Raw genomic sequence first — 16,195 nt, forward strand, 5'->3', positions numbered from 1 at the left:
AGCCGGCAGGATCCTTTGATCTTACCGGCTCCTTCCTTTCGTCTGGGCAGTTTATTTCTGAACTAACGCTTCTGTGCGTTTGACAATGTCCATGTAAAATTTTTTAATGCTGATACAGGAAAGGCGATTTCGGTCACAAATTCTAAGGACATGAAAGAATGATTTTATACTCTAAGTAACTCAAAAAGGAATCAATGAAAGCGCCAACTCACACAACGTGAATCGGCGCTTATTATAGCCAGTGTAGGCCAAATGCAACTAATGTTATCTTTTATTTTTTCATAATTCCATATGCATTAAAATTATAAGTCACTCCATCTATCCGGCGTTCTCCCGTCACCATAACTCCTGTATCATCAGTATAGTACCAGTTGCTTCGTACTTGAATCCAACCTGTTTTCATATATCCGTTTTCATCAAAATAATAACGCTTTCCGTCAATTCTGACCCAACCATTTTTATAATAATTCCCATTTTCCAACTCATACCATTTTCCACTATCATTACTCTTCCAGCTTCCTGGCTTTGCTTTTACATAAATATCTTCATAGTAAGAATCCGTATTCTCATCATATTCTATAGATGGCTGATTAGATAAATAATTCCGTTCTGCCAAATCTGCATCCATATTTTGTATGTCTTCTTCTGTCAACGGTCCAATTTGAGTTTCTGGATTATAACGATTTGCAAATGATGTTATGGTAATACTAGCTGATAGTATTGCTGTCATATAGAATATTCTTCTTATTTGTTTCATACAATGCCCCTCCATGTAGTTTTTATTGTTATTAAATCCCATATTTTTCCAGCATACCACAAGAATTGATAAAAGAAAAGTCCCTCTTCTGGTTACTATTAAATATTAAATATTTCCATACATGGATAACGTAATAATGACTTTAATCTGTTAACTCTTCTCATTATAACAACAAAAAAACTACCAGCTCAATACTGTTAGTTGATAATTTAAAATATTTTTACTATATTAATTTTCAACCAATTCTCCATGTAGTATTACCCGTCCTCCATCTGGACATTTAATATCAAACTGAGTGTCTTTACCTTCACCATAATCTAATACAGCGCCATTTTGTAGTGCATATATCATAGGATATGCACTATTCCATAGCTCATGGCATATTGGTGGGCACAGATCTTTAACATAAAAACTTTCACCTGCTTTATGATATCCGCCACGACATTTACTTTCCATTATTGTTATTTTAATTTTAAGCATGTCTTCTCTCCTGACTTTACTTTTAATAATTTCATAATAACTAAAAGCCTACTAACTATCAATATTAATTTTTCAATGGCTGCTACCGATTTATAGAATTATAGAAAGAAAGCGCCGACCCACGAAAATTGAATCGGCACTCTCTTTCATTATGTCTGGGTAATCATTACCCCTATTTACATTTTGTTTTAACATCAAAGCTGGGATTAAATGCATAAAAGTTTTTGCTGTCCAGATTATCCTGGGTGATTCTAAGTGCCTCACCAAATCTCTGGAAATGGACAATTTCACGTTCCCTTAAAAACCGGATTGGATCACATATATCAGGATCAGTAATAACACGCAAAATGTTGTCGTAAGTACTCCTTGCTTTTTGTTCTGCTGCCATATCTTCTACCAAGTCAGTGATTGGGTCTCCTTTGGACTGGAATTCACATGCATTAAATGGAACTCCGCCCGCTGCCTGAGGCCAGATTCCAGTGGTATGGTCAATATAATATGGACCAAATCCGGATTCTACTACCTGCTCCGGGGTTAGGTTTCTGGTGAGCTGATGAACAATGGTTGCTACAATTTCAAGATGGGCCAGTTCGTCTGGACTTAGTGGGTATCTGTGATAGAATACTTCGTATCAGCCACGTTTTATGCATACAGATAATACCTTTGACATACAAAACCTTGTGATTTATAATAATTTAATCTAATAAAAAACAGTTTTATTACAGAATTGCTATAGGAAAGGAAAATTACAATGGGAAAATTCGAAAACGCATCAGCAATTGGATTAAGGAACAAAGAAACAGATAAATTAATCGCAGTATATCCTTTTAAAGCAGAAGGAAGCGATGAAGAAATTACAAAAAAAGTTACAGATTGGTATTATATGCAGGATTGCTCCGCAGAGGAAGAACTTAAAAATGCGTATGTAGATGTATTGACTGAAGCTGAAGCTAAATCTAGAAAATAGAGGATATCGAATGCAAAAGGCGGGGTCCGGAATACCGGATACCCGCCTTTAATCAAACTATTCTCTTACTCTTACATATACACGGCCAATAATATTTCCGTCTGCATCTTTTGCACTAATTAAAACCAATCCTTTGCTCAGTGCTGTGACTTTTCCTTTTGTAGTTACATTGGCTATTGATGAATCCATAGGTGCCCATGTCACATTTGCTGTGTTAGTAAAATCATCTGCTGTTAGTCGAGCTGTCTCTCCAACTCTTAAATCAATTGCAAGCCTGTAATCGTCTGCATTCTCTACTACTAATACATTTATGTAGTCCGTATAGGATCCGTCCGCACTCTTAACTGTTATAACTGTATTACCAGGAGCCAGAGCTGTCACGATTCCTTTTTCATTTACTGTAGCAACCGTAGGATCTGAAGAAGTCCAAGCCATTTGTGTATTAACATTTAAATCATCATCTACACTTAATCGGAGTGATTCGGCAACCTCTAAAACTACTTTTAATTTAGCTTCGGTTGTTGGAGGTGTTTGAGACTCAGTAGGCTGTGCCGATGCTTCGTTTGAATTGCCTATTTCGGTACCATTATTAGTGGCGATTACAACATAATAATACATAATTCCATTTGTTACATTAGTATCTGTATAGGAAGTTTCAGTTAAATCGGTTGCAACAGATGTATAAGGTCCTCCTGCAGTTGTGGAGCGCTTAACAGTATAGCTTGTAGCTTTGTCTATTGCGCCCCAAGTTAGGTCTACTTTGGAGTTTCCGCCGGTGGCTGATAGTTGATTTTCTAAATTGTTATTTATTGCATAAACTTCCAAGGTTGAATTATTACCCCCTATAGCATATATTTTCCCATCAATTACTTCTGATTGGAAATAGCTATGGTCATCAGACATAGGTGCTGACGTCGTCCATGTATTAGTAGTTGGATCGTATACCTCTGTTGTTTTTAACCATTTACCACCTAAAAATCCACCAATTGCATATAATTTTCCATCAATTACTTCTGATTGCAAATAACCCCGTCCTGCAGACATAGGTGCTAATGTTGTCCAACTATTAGTTGTTGGATCATATACCTCTGCTGAAGATATACAATAATTGATTTTATTTCCGCCAATTGCATATATCTTTCCATTAATTACTTCTGTTTGAAAATAAGCTCTGTATTCAGACATATTAGCTAATCTTGTCCATTTATTAGTTGTTGGATCATATACCTCTGCTGAAATACTGCCATTACCATTACCTCCACCCATTGCATATATCTTTCCGTCAATTACCTCTGTTTGAAAAACTTTTCGGGCTTCAGACATAGGTGCTAATGTTGTCCATTTATTAGTTGTTGGATCATATACCTCTGCTGTCGATAGAGCTCTAATATCATTATATCCACCAATTGCATATATCTTTCCGTCAATTACTTTAGTTTGAAAATCAATTCTGGCTTCAGACATATTAGCTAATGTCGTCCAACTATTAGTTGCTGGATTATATACCTCTGCTGAAGATAAATTCCCCTTGCCATTATTTCCACCAATTGCATATATCTTACCGTCAATTACCTCTGTTTGAAAACGATACCTAGTATCAGACATAGGTGCTAATGTCGTCCAACTATTAGTTGTTGGATCATATACCTCTGCTGTCGAAGCACCTCCTCCTCCTCCAATTGCATATAATTTTCCATCAATTACTTCTGTTTGGAAACAATCCCTAGATTTTGACATAGGAGCTAAGGTAGTCCATCCCATTTTAACATTATCAGTTTCCGGATTAACTTCATCAGCAAATACAGTAACCTGCCCTAAAAATAATACACAAAGCATAAAACAAATGTACGTTGCCAATCTTTTCAATGCTCTTTTACTCATACATGTACCTCCAAATTTATCTTTTGTAATTATTGTTGTTATAAACATTCTAAACCAATAAATAAAGCGCACAAAACAAAGCCATCTGAGTGTAACAAATGACATATAAATTTTTATTATAATCGATTATAGTATTCTGGGATTTCGGCATTTGATTTATGTTTTAGAATGCATTTATATTATCATCTTGCATCGATCTGGGCAATTGGTAACCTTGCCAAACAAATTTAGTACTATTTCACTAATCTCAAAACTCTCCAATGTGCTGCGCTCCATCCTGGTCGGATACGTATAGTGCGCACTCCAGATCATGCCCGGCTCTGGGCTCAAAGTAATACCATTTACCTTCTATCTCCTGCCAACCGGTAAGAGCATAACCATCTGAATTAAACCGGTACTTATGCCCATTGATAACCTGCCAGCAGGATTTATGGTAAGTGGTTTTCGTGTCTGCATACCACCAGCCATTTTCATCATGGTTCCAGCCCGGAGTATATTCCGGCTGCGTTACAATGCTCCAATCTGGTCGACCATATCCCATAATCCTCTCATAAGATAAGCTATATGACTTCTGGCAAACTCCCCCGCCATTTTCGATCACGCCACTTGCCCCGGAAGTGTTTCCCTCTATAGTCTTAACCTTGGTGCTCGTAACTTCTGTGACAATACCGGTATGATACGCCCTGGTGCCGTTTGTGAAGAAGATCACGTCTCCCGGCTCCGGCTTTGTGTGCCATCTGCCAGCCGCTTTAAACTGATTTACACCTGTAGGACAGTAATGGTACAACTTACCGGCCAGGAGCTTTTTGGCGACTTCCAAGCCAAACATCTGGACAAATACCTCCGATACGTACATAGCGCACCAGGCTTGCCCCTGCAGGTTATAACCGGTATGTACCTTGTAATCCCTGGCAAAGCAGGTAAAATTGTTATTTCCTGCATTGGCTGTAAAGTCATCCAGATTGGCGTTGCTTTTCTTTTCCAGATATCCGGTCCAGGTTTTTGCCTTGTTAATTAAATCATTCACTGCATTACTCATTATAATTTCCTCCAATCGAAAAGGACCCAGGATTATCCCAGGTCCATAAAGTTGTGACATTACAACTGTTGCGACGGTCGCAACAGCTTAAGTGTTATCCGGCAGCTCGTCCGTATACTGTGTAAGGAATTTCTTCACTGTCTCCCATAACCGCTTCACCGGCAGACCGCACAGAGTCATGTTTTTAAGAATACTCACCAGCTCATAGGCTATGTACAGAAGTCCGAAGAACTCCGCCACTCCAATGCCATTAACCGGCAGATATGACCGGATCGCTTCCGGAATGAAGCCGATTAGGTTTAAGTGTACGATCCGATCAAGTATCAGTAGAAACGCCAGGGACGCCACCATGGAGATTTTGCGGATCGCTCCATCAATACCGAAACAGCTGTTAAATTCATGCTCCTTAATTGCCCTGATGCAGCCGAAACAGGTATCCATCACTACTGCTAAAATAACCAGTTTAATAATCGGGCTTCCCCATGCCAGGGCAAGCAGTTCTGTAATCCTATCCATTTTCATTTTCCTCACTCTTTCTCATATTCTTTTCCGGTGATCTCTTGGTACTCAGCTGCCGTGATCCACCGGTCTACGGCATTACGTGTCATACCTAAAGTCCATAAACCTGCAACATAAAACAATTTTACCTTTTCATAGTTTTTACTCATAATCACACCTCTTCCGCTATGCCGGACATCATCTGTATGTAACCTACCTGGGCACTTAATACCTGAACCTGCTTTTGTGAATCTTCATACTGTTTCTGTATCAACATAAGAGTTTTATGATCTACAAAGGGATAACAGACATAGCCGTTAAAAATCTTGTCTCCATTCTCATCAAATCTGTAAAGCAGATCTCCTGTTTTTTCGTCTCTGGCATTACTCCCATCTTCGTTGAAAATTAATTCATACTGAGGTTCGTATTTATAGCCTTTTATAACTGCATCACACAAATTACCGAACATCTCAGATCTTGTTTGCTCTGTCACAAAAACATGCCCATAATCTTCCTGTACTGTATCTAAGGCAATAATTTCATAATTCTCATTTACATATATCTTCATATCAACCTTCCCTTTCACAATAACCAGATTCTGGTTATATAAGTTGTAACCGATCCTGCACCAGCATGACTTACTGATATAGTTGGAGTGCCTGTTACATTGGCATTAACCAACGGAATATATACTGTTGTAGTTCCAGTAAAAGGACCAACGGAACCGGAAAAGCCACTGACAGATAAACTAATACTTATTTGGCGTGCACCACTAGTACTTACAGTAATAGCAAGATTAGAATAACCTGTTAGATTATACGACCTGTTTGCTACAATGCTATTTGTAACAGTGTATCCATCACTATAACGCGCTATTCTAATTTGATTAGACTCAAATGCTGTTGTTCCATTACTGGTAGCAGCGGTAAAACCAGCGGGGTTCGCTCCGAGGTAATACCAATCGGTGGGGTTGGCAACATAACCCTCCCATGCACCAATCACTCCTCCAATGTTGACTCCTTTTTTAATATTACCAGCATAGAAATTGGGTATATTTCCCTGAATCCAGTTCACACCATTAAAATAGTGTGCATTCCTGACTCCCAGGCAAGCTACTCCTTCCCAGCATGAAACATTCGTGGCCCATGCTCTATCAGTACCAGAAACGTCTGCACCTTGTATGGGAATGTTTTGTGTAACCTTTCCTGATCCATTATGATACCCTTCAGGTATGGTATATGTGCCATTAACTCCTAAGGCCTGACTCACCGCACCTCGATTTACCATTGTTCCGGTCAATGGTTCACCATCTTTATCAACGATTACTTTTCCGGCCAGCACATCAGGCTTTCCCGCAGTCACCACATCCAAATCTGCTCCCCCGCCACCTCCAGGCATCCATATCTTTCCCATGTATTTACACCCCTTTCAGTCCAATTTTTATATCTGTGACTGGCTTTTTGTAGACTTTAAAAATAGCTGTCCCTTCACCTAAAGAAGCTGTCCCACTTGTCACAATACCAAAGGCTTTACTGTAGGACTTCTGGGCTGCCACTGCGGCTCCGTCTTCCAAGGCACTCACCACCATAGCTTCAATATCTGCTGTTGCTCCTAAAACTGCAATTGTTTGTGCGTAAGGAGCTGCGCTCCCGGTCCAGCCCGTAGCAGTTAAGGTAACCTCTGCCACATGATTGATTTGATTAACCGCTTTATTCGTGGCGTTTATATCATTGGCCCCAAACTTATCGCCTTTCTGGGTGTAAGTTGTTTCATCCGGGAGACTGTAAGTTCCGTCCTCATTTGGGATCAGGCGGTACCGGCGCTGGCCATCAAACATAGCATCCTTATAATCTGTTTTTAGTTCCATTTAAAAAGTACCTCCATTCAATGTAAAAGATAATATTTTTCTGCCGTGATATCGACTTTGTATATTGCTGTAGATCAACCGGCAGGCTTCCTCAATCCGGTTCAATTCCTTCCAGTCTATAAAAGGCTGATTATCATAGAAGGTCTGACGGTTTCCCACTTTAAACGGATACGTCCCTGCACAGATATGTTCCACATTAGCCTCAAACCTGTTGATCTCATCCGCATAGAACCCATGGTCCTGATAGGTTTTATCAGTTCCCATTTCCTCAAACTCGAAATCCGGCCAGAGCAGAAGCGCCTGTGACCGGATCTCGTTAATGTTTCCTTTTATGCGGTTGTAGTCCTCTATGTTAAAAAAGTCATTTTCCTTCCAGTTAGTCTTTGGCGGCTGCCACATTGCTCATATCCCTCCTTGCCTTTATAGTACCGCTTAAAGCTCCATTGAATTTTAAAATGTGTTCATATACTCGCAGGTGAAGATCAGGTACATACTTATTCTCCAGAAATGCGATATCGTTCGCTTCAATCCTGGGTTCTCCGCGATACTGAAGATCATACTGTCGATCCGACTTTAAATAGTCACCGATCCAGTCCGCAATATTGGCGGCATGAACCGCATCAGACACCAGAGGATTTTCCCATGTTTCCATACCGCCAGTTGGGTTTAACTGCCGGCTTACTTTAGTTTTAGCAGTTGTATACTCTCTACCAAATACGGAAACCTCAACAGTTCCCGTAACCCCTGTAAGTTCCACTGTGGCAAAATAATTACTGCTATCTATAATAGTTGCCGTCTGTCCCTCACCTGGCTCTATCAACGCACAGGTTAAGTCATACGATGGATTGGTAAAGTAAAAGGTATACCGGTTATCTGCAGCCGTTACTACAATCGTTTCTTTCGCCAGTTCCTTTTTCTCTCCTGCCTGAGTGTAAAGCGTTCTGATTACCTGCAACTCTCTAACCTTGGCAAGCTGTGTCCCCTTCGGCGTTTTAGTCAATTCATGACCGTACTCAAAAACATAATCGGTTCTGTCCCCAAAAGTGATATTATTTAAGACTATCCTGTTATTCGAATATCCCTTAGTAAACTCCAAGATCAGCCTGTCAAACTCCTCAAATTCATGACTAATGACCGTTGTTGCAGTCAAATTTGTTACGGTATAATCTTCTACCATTTTCCCATCATGATAGGCATGGAAGACCATTTCCAAAGGATTATTACTGCCAAACTCCAAAGTCAATCCAAAGCATTTGAATGAGGCTTCCAAGTTAATTTCTATAGTTGGATTGACTGCAAAGGATCCATCACTTCCTGCTACTGCTTCTGAGACATATCCGGCATTTATATAGATCGCCCCTTCTTTCTTCCTTGGCAGAAAATACTGCGTAGGTGTTACGCTTGTATAATTTTGTGTAGTCATTGCATACGGCTTCTTAGACGATTTATCTAGAACGGATCCTGCACGGCTGTAATAAGTCTGGTTATCTGAACTGGCTTCCATAGCTGGTATAAAGCTGGATTTCAGAAAGATGTTCCCCTCCCGGTCCTGGTAGAGAATACACCGGCCAGCATTAGCAATCAACTGCAGGGCTTCTTTGTGCGCAACAACCGGCATTGGATTTACCACTTTCACAGACTTTAAATAACTATCAATCCAATAAGTTCGATTATCAATTCCCGCATCGGAAAGCACGTCAAGTGCCAGGTCATACAGACTGATTCCGTCCGGGCGATACAAACCTCTATGATAAGTTCCGTCCATATAGTCAAACCGATCAGAGGCGGAAAAAGTCATTTCCTCATCGTCGGCAGACCATTCCTTTAATTGCACTTTTGCTCCTGGCAGCCACTCCACGGATCCGTCTTCAAGCTCCTGCCCGTATAGAACAGTTATATTCTGGCCAATCTCTAAGAAGTTTACGGAGCTTTCCTCATTCTCAATATCAAATGCTCTGTCTTTATTATTCACGGACAGATTAAAGTCAATGGTCGGCAGCTCCTCCATGATCGGACTGATATGCTCCTTTTTGGTAGCAGACAGGATCCGCTGATTATCAAAGTAGATTCCGATTCCCATTGTGATCTTATGGATCCGGAAGCGACTCTGACCAATTACCATGCGGGATGGCGTAAAGCGCAGGAATGTTGCACCTGCAAAAATCTCCTCTGTTACAAAATACCCGGCTGCGTTCCCAGTAATCTCCACCGAGTTATTATCCGATTCTATAATAAAATCCACCGGAAAGGCTTTCCCAAATTCTACAGTCAGACCCTTAATATCGTGCTGGACTGGGAACCGGATTTCCACCGGTCCCATAAGTTCCTTTGACACAATCCCTTGATTTAATACCACATCCGCCCTGGCTCTTGGAAGGAAGCACATGCTCCCATCTACAGGTGTATAGTCCTGATCGCAGGTGGCATAAAGCTCCTGGACCTCATAATTATCTAAAGGCATTTTAAAACTGCTGTAATAGGTATAGTTTTCTTTGTTGGGGACATAAGCGCTGGCCTGGGCTTGCTGGTTGATCAGACCAATGGTAACCCTGATATAGGTCTGGTTGCGCAGGCGGTCTTTTGACTTCATGTGGTCCTTATATTGGGTGCTCGCTGCCTGCATTACTCAATCACCCCGCAATCAATAATATTTACTTTGCAATCCTGATACATGGTGGGAAGCCCTTCCTTATCAAACTCTATTGGTGTGGCCGTCCGGTTACCTGGGTACATTCGAATTGTCATCATACGGTTATGTACCATATCTGGAATTCTGGCTGTGACCACAAACTTATCAAACTCCTGCAGCATAGCCGACCAGGTGGCAGCATCTAAAAACTTCCACTGTAATCCCTCAAATTTATGCTGATCCCTTCCCACTCTCTGGCCAATAAACTCGCCTTTTGCATTTTTACCATCACTTACATTTGTAGCAACAATTAAATTTCCACCAATGTCGGGAGACGGAAACTCCCGACCATTGATTGTTATTACTGCCATACAGTACCGCCTCCTTTACGTTGTTCTCATTGTAAAACCACTCCTCTTATCCAGATCGGCAAGTTTGCTTCTAATCTCTCGAATATCAATATTTACAGTCAGATCCATTGCTTCGATCAGCTCTATGATCTTGCGCAGTAATTCCACCATAAGGGACAGATAATGATCGGACATGGATTCTGTTGGCATTGACATGACCTGATTTGCCATATTCTGAACCTGATCTGCTGTTTCTGCACTGCGTCCTGTGGTTCCGATCAGGGATAGCTGCGGGGTGGCGTTGTTAACCATGGCACTTATGCTGGAGGTTAACGGAGCAATGGCAGATCTCATGCCATACTGCACTGCCCTTGTAATACCTTCTGTGATCTGCATGTTATTGGCAACGGCTGCTTTACCGCCCCAGTTACCAACCATTTCCGGATTACCGTTTTCATTGGCAACAAATAAACTGCCGGAAGTCGGGAATCCTCCGGTTGCATGACCTTTTACTCCGGGACCACTGCTTACATGACCTTTCGTACTACCTGGCCCAGAGGAATCTTTCTCCTCTTTCTCTTCTGCGTCGTCTTTAGCCTTACTAAATACGTTTTTCGCTCCATCAATAACTTTGTCGAAAGCATCGCCAACCGCTCGCGCGATTCCACCAAGCCAGTCGGTAATATCGTTCCATACTCCCTTCATTCCGTCCCAGAATTTATCCATCATGTTTTTGCCGATCTGTGTCATTTCATCAAGCTTAAATACATCTTTAATTTTCTGCCAGATCTGATCAAACCACTCTTTGATGGCACCCCATTTCTCTTCAATGGTACGTTTTACACTGTCCCAGATCTCTGATAATTTATCTCTTATGGCTTCAGAAACTCTTGTGACAATGTCCTGCATTAAGGTCCAGGTATTTGATAGAGACGTTTTAATTAGATTCCACTTAAGTTCCCATTCGGCTTTTATTGCATCGATAATGGTTTTAATAATAGATGCAATGGCATTAATTACAACCCATAACGCATCCTTCATCGAATCCCAGGTGCCTTTAAAGAATGTATGGATTCCTTCCCAGGCAAGTTCCCAATCACCTGTGAAAACTCCCACAATGAAATCCATAAAGCCGCCTAAAGCTGTTAAAATATCGCCTACAACTTTACTCACACCTTCAAAGAACCGAAAGAATCCGTCTATCACATTCTGGACAAATTCTGCGATAATTGGAGCTGCCGCCTCCATGAACCAAATAATAAAGGGCTTTAACACGTTTTCCCAGAGCACAGTTATTGAATCTGCCACTTTACCCGTAAACTCCATGAATTTATCAATCAGAGGGGATAAATATTCCTCTCGAAACGCCTGAAACTGTACGGATAGATTTGTGAGTATCGGAAGGAAATATGTATTGTAAAGCTCCAGGAACTTTGTTGCTATTTCTGTAAAACCCTGCTTAAACGAATCAAGCATTGGCTTGATATGAGTATCATAGGTTTCATTGATTTTTGTAAATGCTTCATCAACAATTGATTTTATTTCGGAGAAAATAGGCTCTACTGCAGAAAATGTATCTTCAAGAGTCTGTTTAATAAAATCCCTGTTTTGAATAAATGGGGCCGTTAAAGCATCCAAAACATCTCTTCCTATTTTTGTGGTCAGCTCCGTCACACCCATAAAGGCACTTGAAAAAATGCCTATAACATCCGCTGTGATCTGCTTTGCATTGTCACTACGAAAAGCGGAAAAAATCGTTGCAAATGCGACACTGAAATTACCCACAATGTCGGCAATCTCTGTGCTGATATCAAACATGGATACCAGATAATCTTTAATCCTCTGACCGTTTTGCTCTAAGAACTTATTAATTCCACCAAGCAAATTATCTGCAAGTGTAGCCCCTATAGAAGCCATGCTACCTGCAGCTTTTCCCAGATTTACTGCTATCTGGTTTCCCAATTCCTCAGCCGAAGCTAAAACCGCCGGATCCGTAAAGATCCCTTTGAGGTTCTGTCCGATACCTTGTATGGAATTCTGAATGCTGTCAATAACTGATGTGTCTCCAAAACCGATACTAAAACCGGTCTTAAATAGATCTTTCAGTTCTCGCGCTCTATCAATTAATACCTGGTACTTGTTACTGGCTTCCTCAACTCCGGAAGTATCCATTTCACCCATGTCAAACTCATCCGCAGCATAACCGCCAGCCCCTCCAGCGTCACCAGAGCTGTCGGATCCAGTATCCGGACTTATGACATTCAATTCATCAATACCGGTGGACATTCCCTTAATGTCCTTGGCCGCTTTCTTGGCAGCTGCACCGGTTCCGCTCACTGCACCAGAAGCGTTGTCTGCCGCATCCGCAACAGCTTGTACGCTGGCGGTTGTGTCACTCTTTTTCCCCGTAACCAGTTCAGTAAAGGATTTAAACGCATTGGCAAGGCTCATCAGCTTACCGATTATGGTATTGATCACCTGAATAACCGGAGTTAATACATTAATAAGTCCCTGACCTATGGTGGCTTTCAGGGAATCAAACTGCAAGCTTAAGATACGCACCTGATTGGCCCATTGGTCACTGGTTCGGCTAAAGTCACCCGTGGCAAGTGCCAGCTGATCCTGCACAAACTGATATCGCAAGGCTACCTTTTCAGCCTCGGACATTTTAGCCGTGACCTTGCCATATCCGTTTGCCATAGCGTAGGCATCAAGGGCATTCTGAGTCATTACAATACCCAGGTCCTTAAGTGTCTCTGTCTCACCAGTAAATACGGATTTTAGCTTTGTATAAGCCTCGTCCTGTGACAAATTGTAAAAGGATGCCACATCTCCGGCCAGACCGGTCAGAGTGGTTGACATATCATAAGCAGCGCCTTCTGAGAATCCGAAAGCTTTCGCCATGGCTCCAAAAGTACCCGTGAATTTCTTGGCCATTGTTTCAGAAAGACCAAAAGAAAGCGCTGCATTCTTGGCAAAGGCATCAATCTGTTTCGACATCTTAGGAAATGTCACATCAACAACGTTCTGAACCTCTGTAAGATCTGACCCCAGTTCAATTGCACTCTTACCAAAATCAATGATCTTTTTAACAGCAAAAGCGGCCGCCAGTGCCGCTCCTGCCTTTTTGGCCAGTCCCTGGATACCGGCCATCTGCCTATTGAAATTATTTTGATTAACGACAAGATCAAGCCCGATCTGCCCTACACTGTCAGCCAACTATACCACCTACCTTTATCTGCATCAGACAGACATCGGCACAGTGGCACTACTTGTCTTTGTTAATTATCAGTTCAAAATCTCTCTTACAGTGCCTTGCTTTGCACCGTATAAAAACACCTTTGCAGGATGCGTACTTTTTATCGTATAAGATATTTTGCTCGTATCCACAATGGGGACATTTTACTTTAGTCTTTTCAATTATAATCACCTCCCGCACAATTGCGAAAACATCTGCTCCAGAGCCTTCATTTCCTGATCATAGGTTTCCGGTGGCATTGTTTCTGCTTTTCGGTTTCTCCATGCATCATGTATGCGTTTCTGGTCTTTGTTAAAGTTCTTGATAACATTCTTGTCTGTCTCTGATCGGATCGCTACCATACGCCCCAGAGGGGTTTCCGGATCGATTCCGGAAAGAAGAGACTTAAATTCATCCCAACTTACAGACTCAAACTCTTTTGTGCGAATACGTAACCCGTACTGCGAAAGGAAACTGGAAATGATAAGATCCCAGTCCTCAAACAGATCGTAGTACGGGTCACTGCTCTCCCTGGCCGCTTACTCCTCCTACAATCAGACCAACGGCCTCTTGGACGACCACAATCAAATCGTTAAAACCAAGACCCAGTTTTTCGATTTCCTTTTTCGATTTTTCAGGAAACATCATGTCATAGGTCTTTAATATCTCACTTACTCCCGGATCATCAGACCCCATAAGTCCCATAACCTTTAACATGGTGGGCGCATCAGCGTTTACTTCCAGCTTTTTTCCTTTAATCAGTAAAGAGGGATTTCCCTCAAATGTAAGTTTCTCAGTAATATCAATCATTTTTGCCATAATCTTATCTCCTTTTAAAAAGAGCCAGGCTTATTCTCCTGGCTCTACATCTGGTTCTTTATTTTCTTCTGGTTCTTCTGGATCCGCGGGCGGCGCAGAATCTACGCCCCCGCCGGGGTAAAATTTGGCTTGCCCTTGCACTTCACTTCAAACTCCAGAGCATCAACCGCCGTGCTATCGCCGCCAGCCGGAGTGGTCACATTAATGATCGCATCGAAAGCCACCTTTGAACCAGAAGGCATATCCCACTCAAATGGAGCTACCACATCATTACCGGATTTCCATGCAAGACCGGCAACATAATCATTACCAGGATCTCCATAAGTACGCTTGCCCTGGAAAGAGAATGACAGTTTCTTGCTGGTCATCATAGCGTCTCCCCAACCTTCATGCTCCATTGCGTTCCACTCTTCCACGCCACCTTCAATGCTTGGGGCAAAGTTTGTCAGGTTGGCAATCATGGTCATTGTATCCTTAAGCCCATTTAAACCAACTTTAAATTTATTATTATTAACTGGGTATACCTTTGCGTCTCCCATTAATATCACCTGTCCTTTCATAAATAAAATCCAGCCATATCACATATTCATACACTCCGCTATCATCTGTCCCAATGTCCTGCGGTTCAGGAACCATCAGACGCAGATAATTGATCGGGGTATCTCCCATGGTAAGGCTGGTTACACTTCTTAGTTTCTCAAACAACTTAAAAGCCGCTCTCTCTGTCTCGTCCTTGCTTTTATTCCAATGGACCAGTAGAGAAACCGGCTTGGTATCATAGGTGGTGCATTCCAGTCCGCCAATGGCGATATTTGCAGGTCCGGACGACGGCCGGCTATAAACTCCAATGGATTTCTGACTTTTATTATCCAGCTTTCCCATATAGACGTTATCATCTTCTGCAATGCCTAGATCGGAAATATACTGACGTACATCTTTTAAGAATAGCATCACACACCACCTACTTTCTTATATAATTTCTTAAATTCCTTTGGCGCAAAATCTGCCTTGCTTCCTCCAGGTAACCAATCTTCGTACCATCGTCCTTTTGCATTTGGATTCTCATGAGTCTGGAAGTTATATTCTGGGTGGTAATAGAGTCGCCTCACATATGGGGTGCTGGTTACCAACTGTACTTTACCTTTTGAGGATTCCACGTAATCAGGGGCAAAACTCTCATTCTGCATATTACCAATTTTAAACGGCATAACCTGCGCCTGAACAACCTCCGTGTGTAATGCATCGGCGGTCATTTCTAATGCCGTTACGGCGGCCTGCGTTAGCTGCCGGATCCGTGGCATATTCATTTTCACTGTAGATTTGACCTGCATCAAATTACCTCCAAGGTGCAAAAATTCACTGTCCCGTCCGGATTCCGGTTCTTAGTTCCCTGCTCAATCCGCCTCTCTTCCCCAAATATAATAACGGTACCTCCGCTTAAGGTTGGGAAGTCTGGCGCTATATCACCAGGGAACATAGCCGTACCGGTTATCTGGATCAGCTTCTTTTCTGCTGTGAGAATGGTCTTTGCCCGATCCTGAAAGTTGCACTTCAAATCCAGATCAGCCTTGTATTTTGGCTCACCTAAATTGTTTGTTTCCTCACTTTCCAAGTGGACTTTGATATCTATCTTACAGAGCCTTTTCGGCACTAAACATGGGTATTTCATA

General features: G+C 41.8%; 20 protein-coding genes and 1 pseudogene. 1 reads left to right on the forward strand and 20 read right to left on the reverse strand.

What is annotated here, in order from left to right:
* Positions 1 to 271: 271 nt before the first annotated feature.
* From ACOAOT_RS14085 to ACOAOT_RS14095, 3 genes and pseudogenes are all read right to left on the reverse strand, one after another.
* Positions 272 to 757 carry a hypothetical protein gene (locus tag ACOAOT_RS14085; protein ID WP_420217570.1) on the reverse strand — a complete coding sequence of 162 codons (486 nt, stop codon included), beginning with the start codon at positions 755 to 757 and terminating at the stop codon, positions 272 to 274.
* 228 nt (positions 758 to 985) lie between these two features.
* Entirely contained in the window at positions 986 to 1,237 is a 252-nt protein-coding gene (locus ACOAOT_RS14090) for a TIGR04076 family protein (protein WP_420217571.1), read from the reverse strand.
* A gap of 172 nt (positions 1,238 to 1,409) precedes the next feature.
* A pseudogene (locus tag ACOAOT_RS14095) lies at positions 1,410 to 1,841 on the reverse strand (manganese catalase family protein); the annotation flags it as partial.
* A 147-nt stretch (positions 1,842 to 1,988) separates the two neighbouring features.
* On the opposite strand from ACOAOT_RS14095, the gene ACOAOT_RS14100 reads away from it, so the two are divergent.
* The gene (locus tag ACOAOT_RS14100; protein ID WP_420217572.1) at positions 1,989 to 2,204 is read left to right on the forward strand and encodes a hypothetical protein; all 216 of its coding nucleotides are present in this window, start codon (positions 1,989 to 1,991) and stop codon (positions 2,202 to 2,204) included.
* Positions 2,205 to 2,261: 57 nt separating this feature from the next.
* Here the strand turns inward: ACOAOT_RS14100 and ACOAOT_RS14105 are convergent, their stop codons facing one another.
* The 17 genes from ACOAOT_RS14105 to ACOAOT_RS14185 form a co-directional block, all read right to left on the reverse strand.
* The gene (locus ACOAOT_RS14105) at positions 2,262 to 4,085 is read right to left on the reverse strand and encodes a Kelch repeat-containing protein (protein ID WP_420217573.1); all 1,824 of its coding nucleotides are present in this window, start codon (positions 4,083 to 4,085) and stop codon (positions 2,262 to 2,264) included.
* A gap of 247 nt (positions 4,086 to 4,332) precedes the next feature.
* Positions 4,333 to 5,124 (reverse strand): CHAP domain-containing protein, encoded by a 792-nt coding sequence (locus tag ACOAOT_RS14110; protein WP_420217574.1) that lies wholly within the window; start codon positions 5,122 to 5,124, stop codon positions 4,333 to 4,335.
* Positions 5,125 to 5,211: 87 nt separating this feature from the next.
* Complete coding sequence (locus tag ACOAOT_RS14115) at positions 5,212 to 5,640, reverse strand: phage holin family protein (RefSeq protein ID WP_420217575.1); 429 nt, start codon at positions 5,638 to 5,640, stop codon at positions 5,212 to 5,214.
* 11 nt (positions 5,641 to 5,651) lie between these two features.
* Positions 5,652 to 5,792 (reverse strand): XkdX family protein, encoded by a 141-nt coding sequence (locus ACOAOT_RS14120; RefSeq protein ID WP_420217576.1) that lies wholly within the window; start codon positions 5,790 to 5,792, stop codon positions 5,652 to 5,654.
* Between the two features lie 2 nt (positions 5,793 to 5,794).
* Entirely contained in the window at positions 5,795 to 6,190 is a 396-nt protein-coding gene (locus tag ACOAOT_RS14125) for a hypothetical protein (RefSeq protein ID WP_420217577.1), read from the reverse strand.
* 14 nt (positions 6,191 to 6,204) lie between these two features.
* Positions 6,205 to 7,035 (reverse strand): hypothetical protein, encoded by an 831-nt coding sequence (locus tag ACOAOT_RS14130; protein ID WP_420217578.1) that lies wholly within the window; start codon positions 7,033 to 7,035, stop codon positions 6,205 to 6,207.
* 4 nt (positions 7,036 to 7,039) lie between these two features.
* Positions 7,040 to 7,489 (reverse strand): hypothetical protein, encoded by a 450-nt coding sequence (locus ACOAOT_RS14135; protein ID WP_420217579.1) that lies wholly within the window; start codon positions 7,487 to 7,489, stop codon positions 7,040 to 7,042.
* Entirely contained in the window at positions 7,490 to 7,888 is a 399-nt protein-coding gene (locus tag ACOAOT_RS14140; RefSeq protein WP_420217580.1) for a hypothetical protein, read from the reverse strand.
* Positions 7,866 to 10,112 carry a hypothetical protein gene (locus ACOAOT_RS14145; protein ID WP_420217581.1) on the reverse strand — a complete coding sequence of 749 codons (2,247 nt, stop codon included), beginning with the start codon at positions 10,110 to 10,112 and terminating at the stop codon, positions 7,866 to 7,868. Before ACOAOT_RS14145 ends, ACOAOT_RS14140 begins: the two co-directional genes overlap by 23 nt.
* On the reverse strand, positions 10,112 to 10,489 hold the full coding sequence (locus ACOAOT_RS14150; protein ID WP_420217582.1) for a hypothetical protein: 378 nt from the start codon (positions 10,487 to 10,489) through the stop codon (positions 10,112 to 10,114). The genes ACOAOT_RS14145 and ACOAOT_RS14150 overlap by 1 nt, the downstream gene beginning before the upstream one ends.
* Before the next feature lie 15 nt (positions 10,490 to 10,504).
* On the reverse strand, positions 10,505 to 13,687 hold the full coding sequence (locus ACOAOT_RS14155) for a phage tail protein (protein ID WP_420217583.1): 3,183 nt from the start codon (positions 13,685 to 13,687) through the stop codon (positions 10,505 to 10,507).
* A gap of 207 nt (positions 13,688 to 13,894) precedes the next feature.
* On the reverse strand, positions 13,895 to 14,212 hold the full coding sequence (locus ACOAOT_RS14160) for a Gp15 family bacteriophage protein (RefSeq protein WP_420219427.1): 318 nt from the start codon (positions 14,210 to 14,212) through the stop codon (positions 13,895 to 13,897).
* 13 nt (positions 14,213 to 14,225) lie between these two features.
* A complete protein-coding gene (locus ACOAOT_RS14165) occupies positions 14,226 to 14,525 on the reverse strand; it encodes a hypothetical protein (protein WP_420217584.1) in 300 nt (99 codons plus the stop codon).
* A 101-nt stretch (positions 14,526 to 14,626) separates the two neighbouring features.
* Entirely contained in the window at positions 14,627 to 15,064 is a 438-nt protein-coding gene (locus ACOAOT_RS14170) for a phage tail tube protein (RefSeq protein ID WP_420217585.1), read from the reverse strand.
* Entirely contained in the window at positions 15,036 to 15,476 is a 441-nt protein-coding gene (locus ACOAOT_RS14175; RefSeq protein ID WP_420217586.1) for a phage tail terminator protein, read from the reverse strand. Before ACOAOT_RS14175 ends, ACOAOT_RS14170 begins: the two co-directional genes overlap by 29 nt.
* A complete protein-coding gene (locus tag ACOAOT_RS14180) occupies positions 15,476 to 15,856 on the reverse strand; it encodes a hypothetical protein (RefSeq protein ID WP_420217587.1) in 381 nt (126 codons plus the stop codon). Before ACOAOT_RS14180 ends, ACOAOT_RS14175 begins: the two co-directional genes overlap by 1 nt.
* Entirely contained in the window at positions 15,856 to 16,194 is a 339-nt protein-coding gene (locus ACOAOT_RS14185) for a hypothetical protein (protein WP_420217588.1), read from the reverse strand. The genes ACOAOT_RS14180 and ACOAOT_RS14185 overlap by 1 nt, the downstream gene beginning before the upstream one ends.
* Position 16,195 lies beyond the last annotated feature (1 nt).

Origin of the sequence: Lacrimispora struthionigena, assembly GCF_048627165.1 — a bacterium.
Classification (GTDB): domain Bacteria; phylum Bacillota; class Clostridia; order Lachnospirales; family Lachnospiraceae; genus Lacrimispora.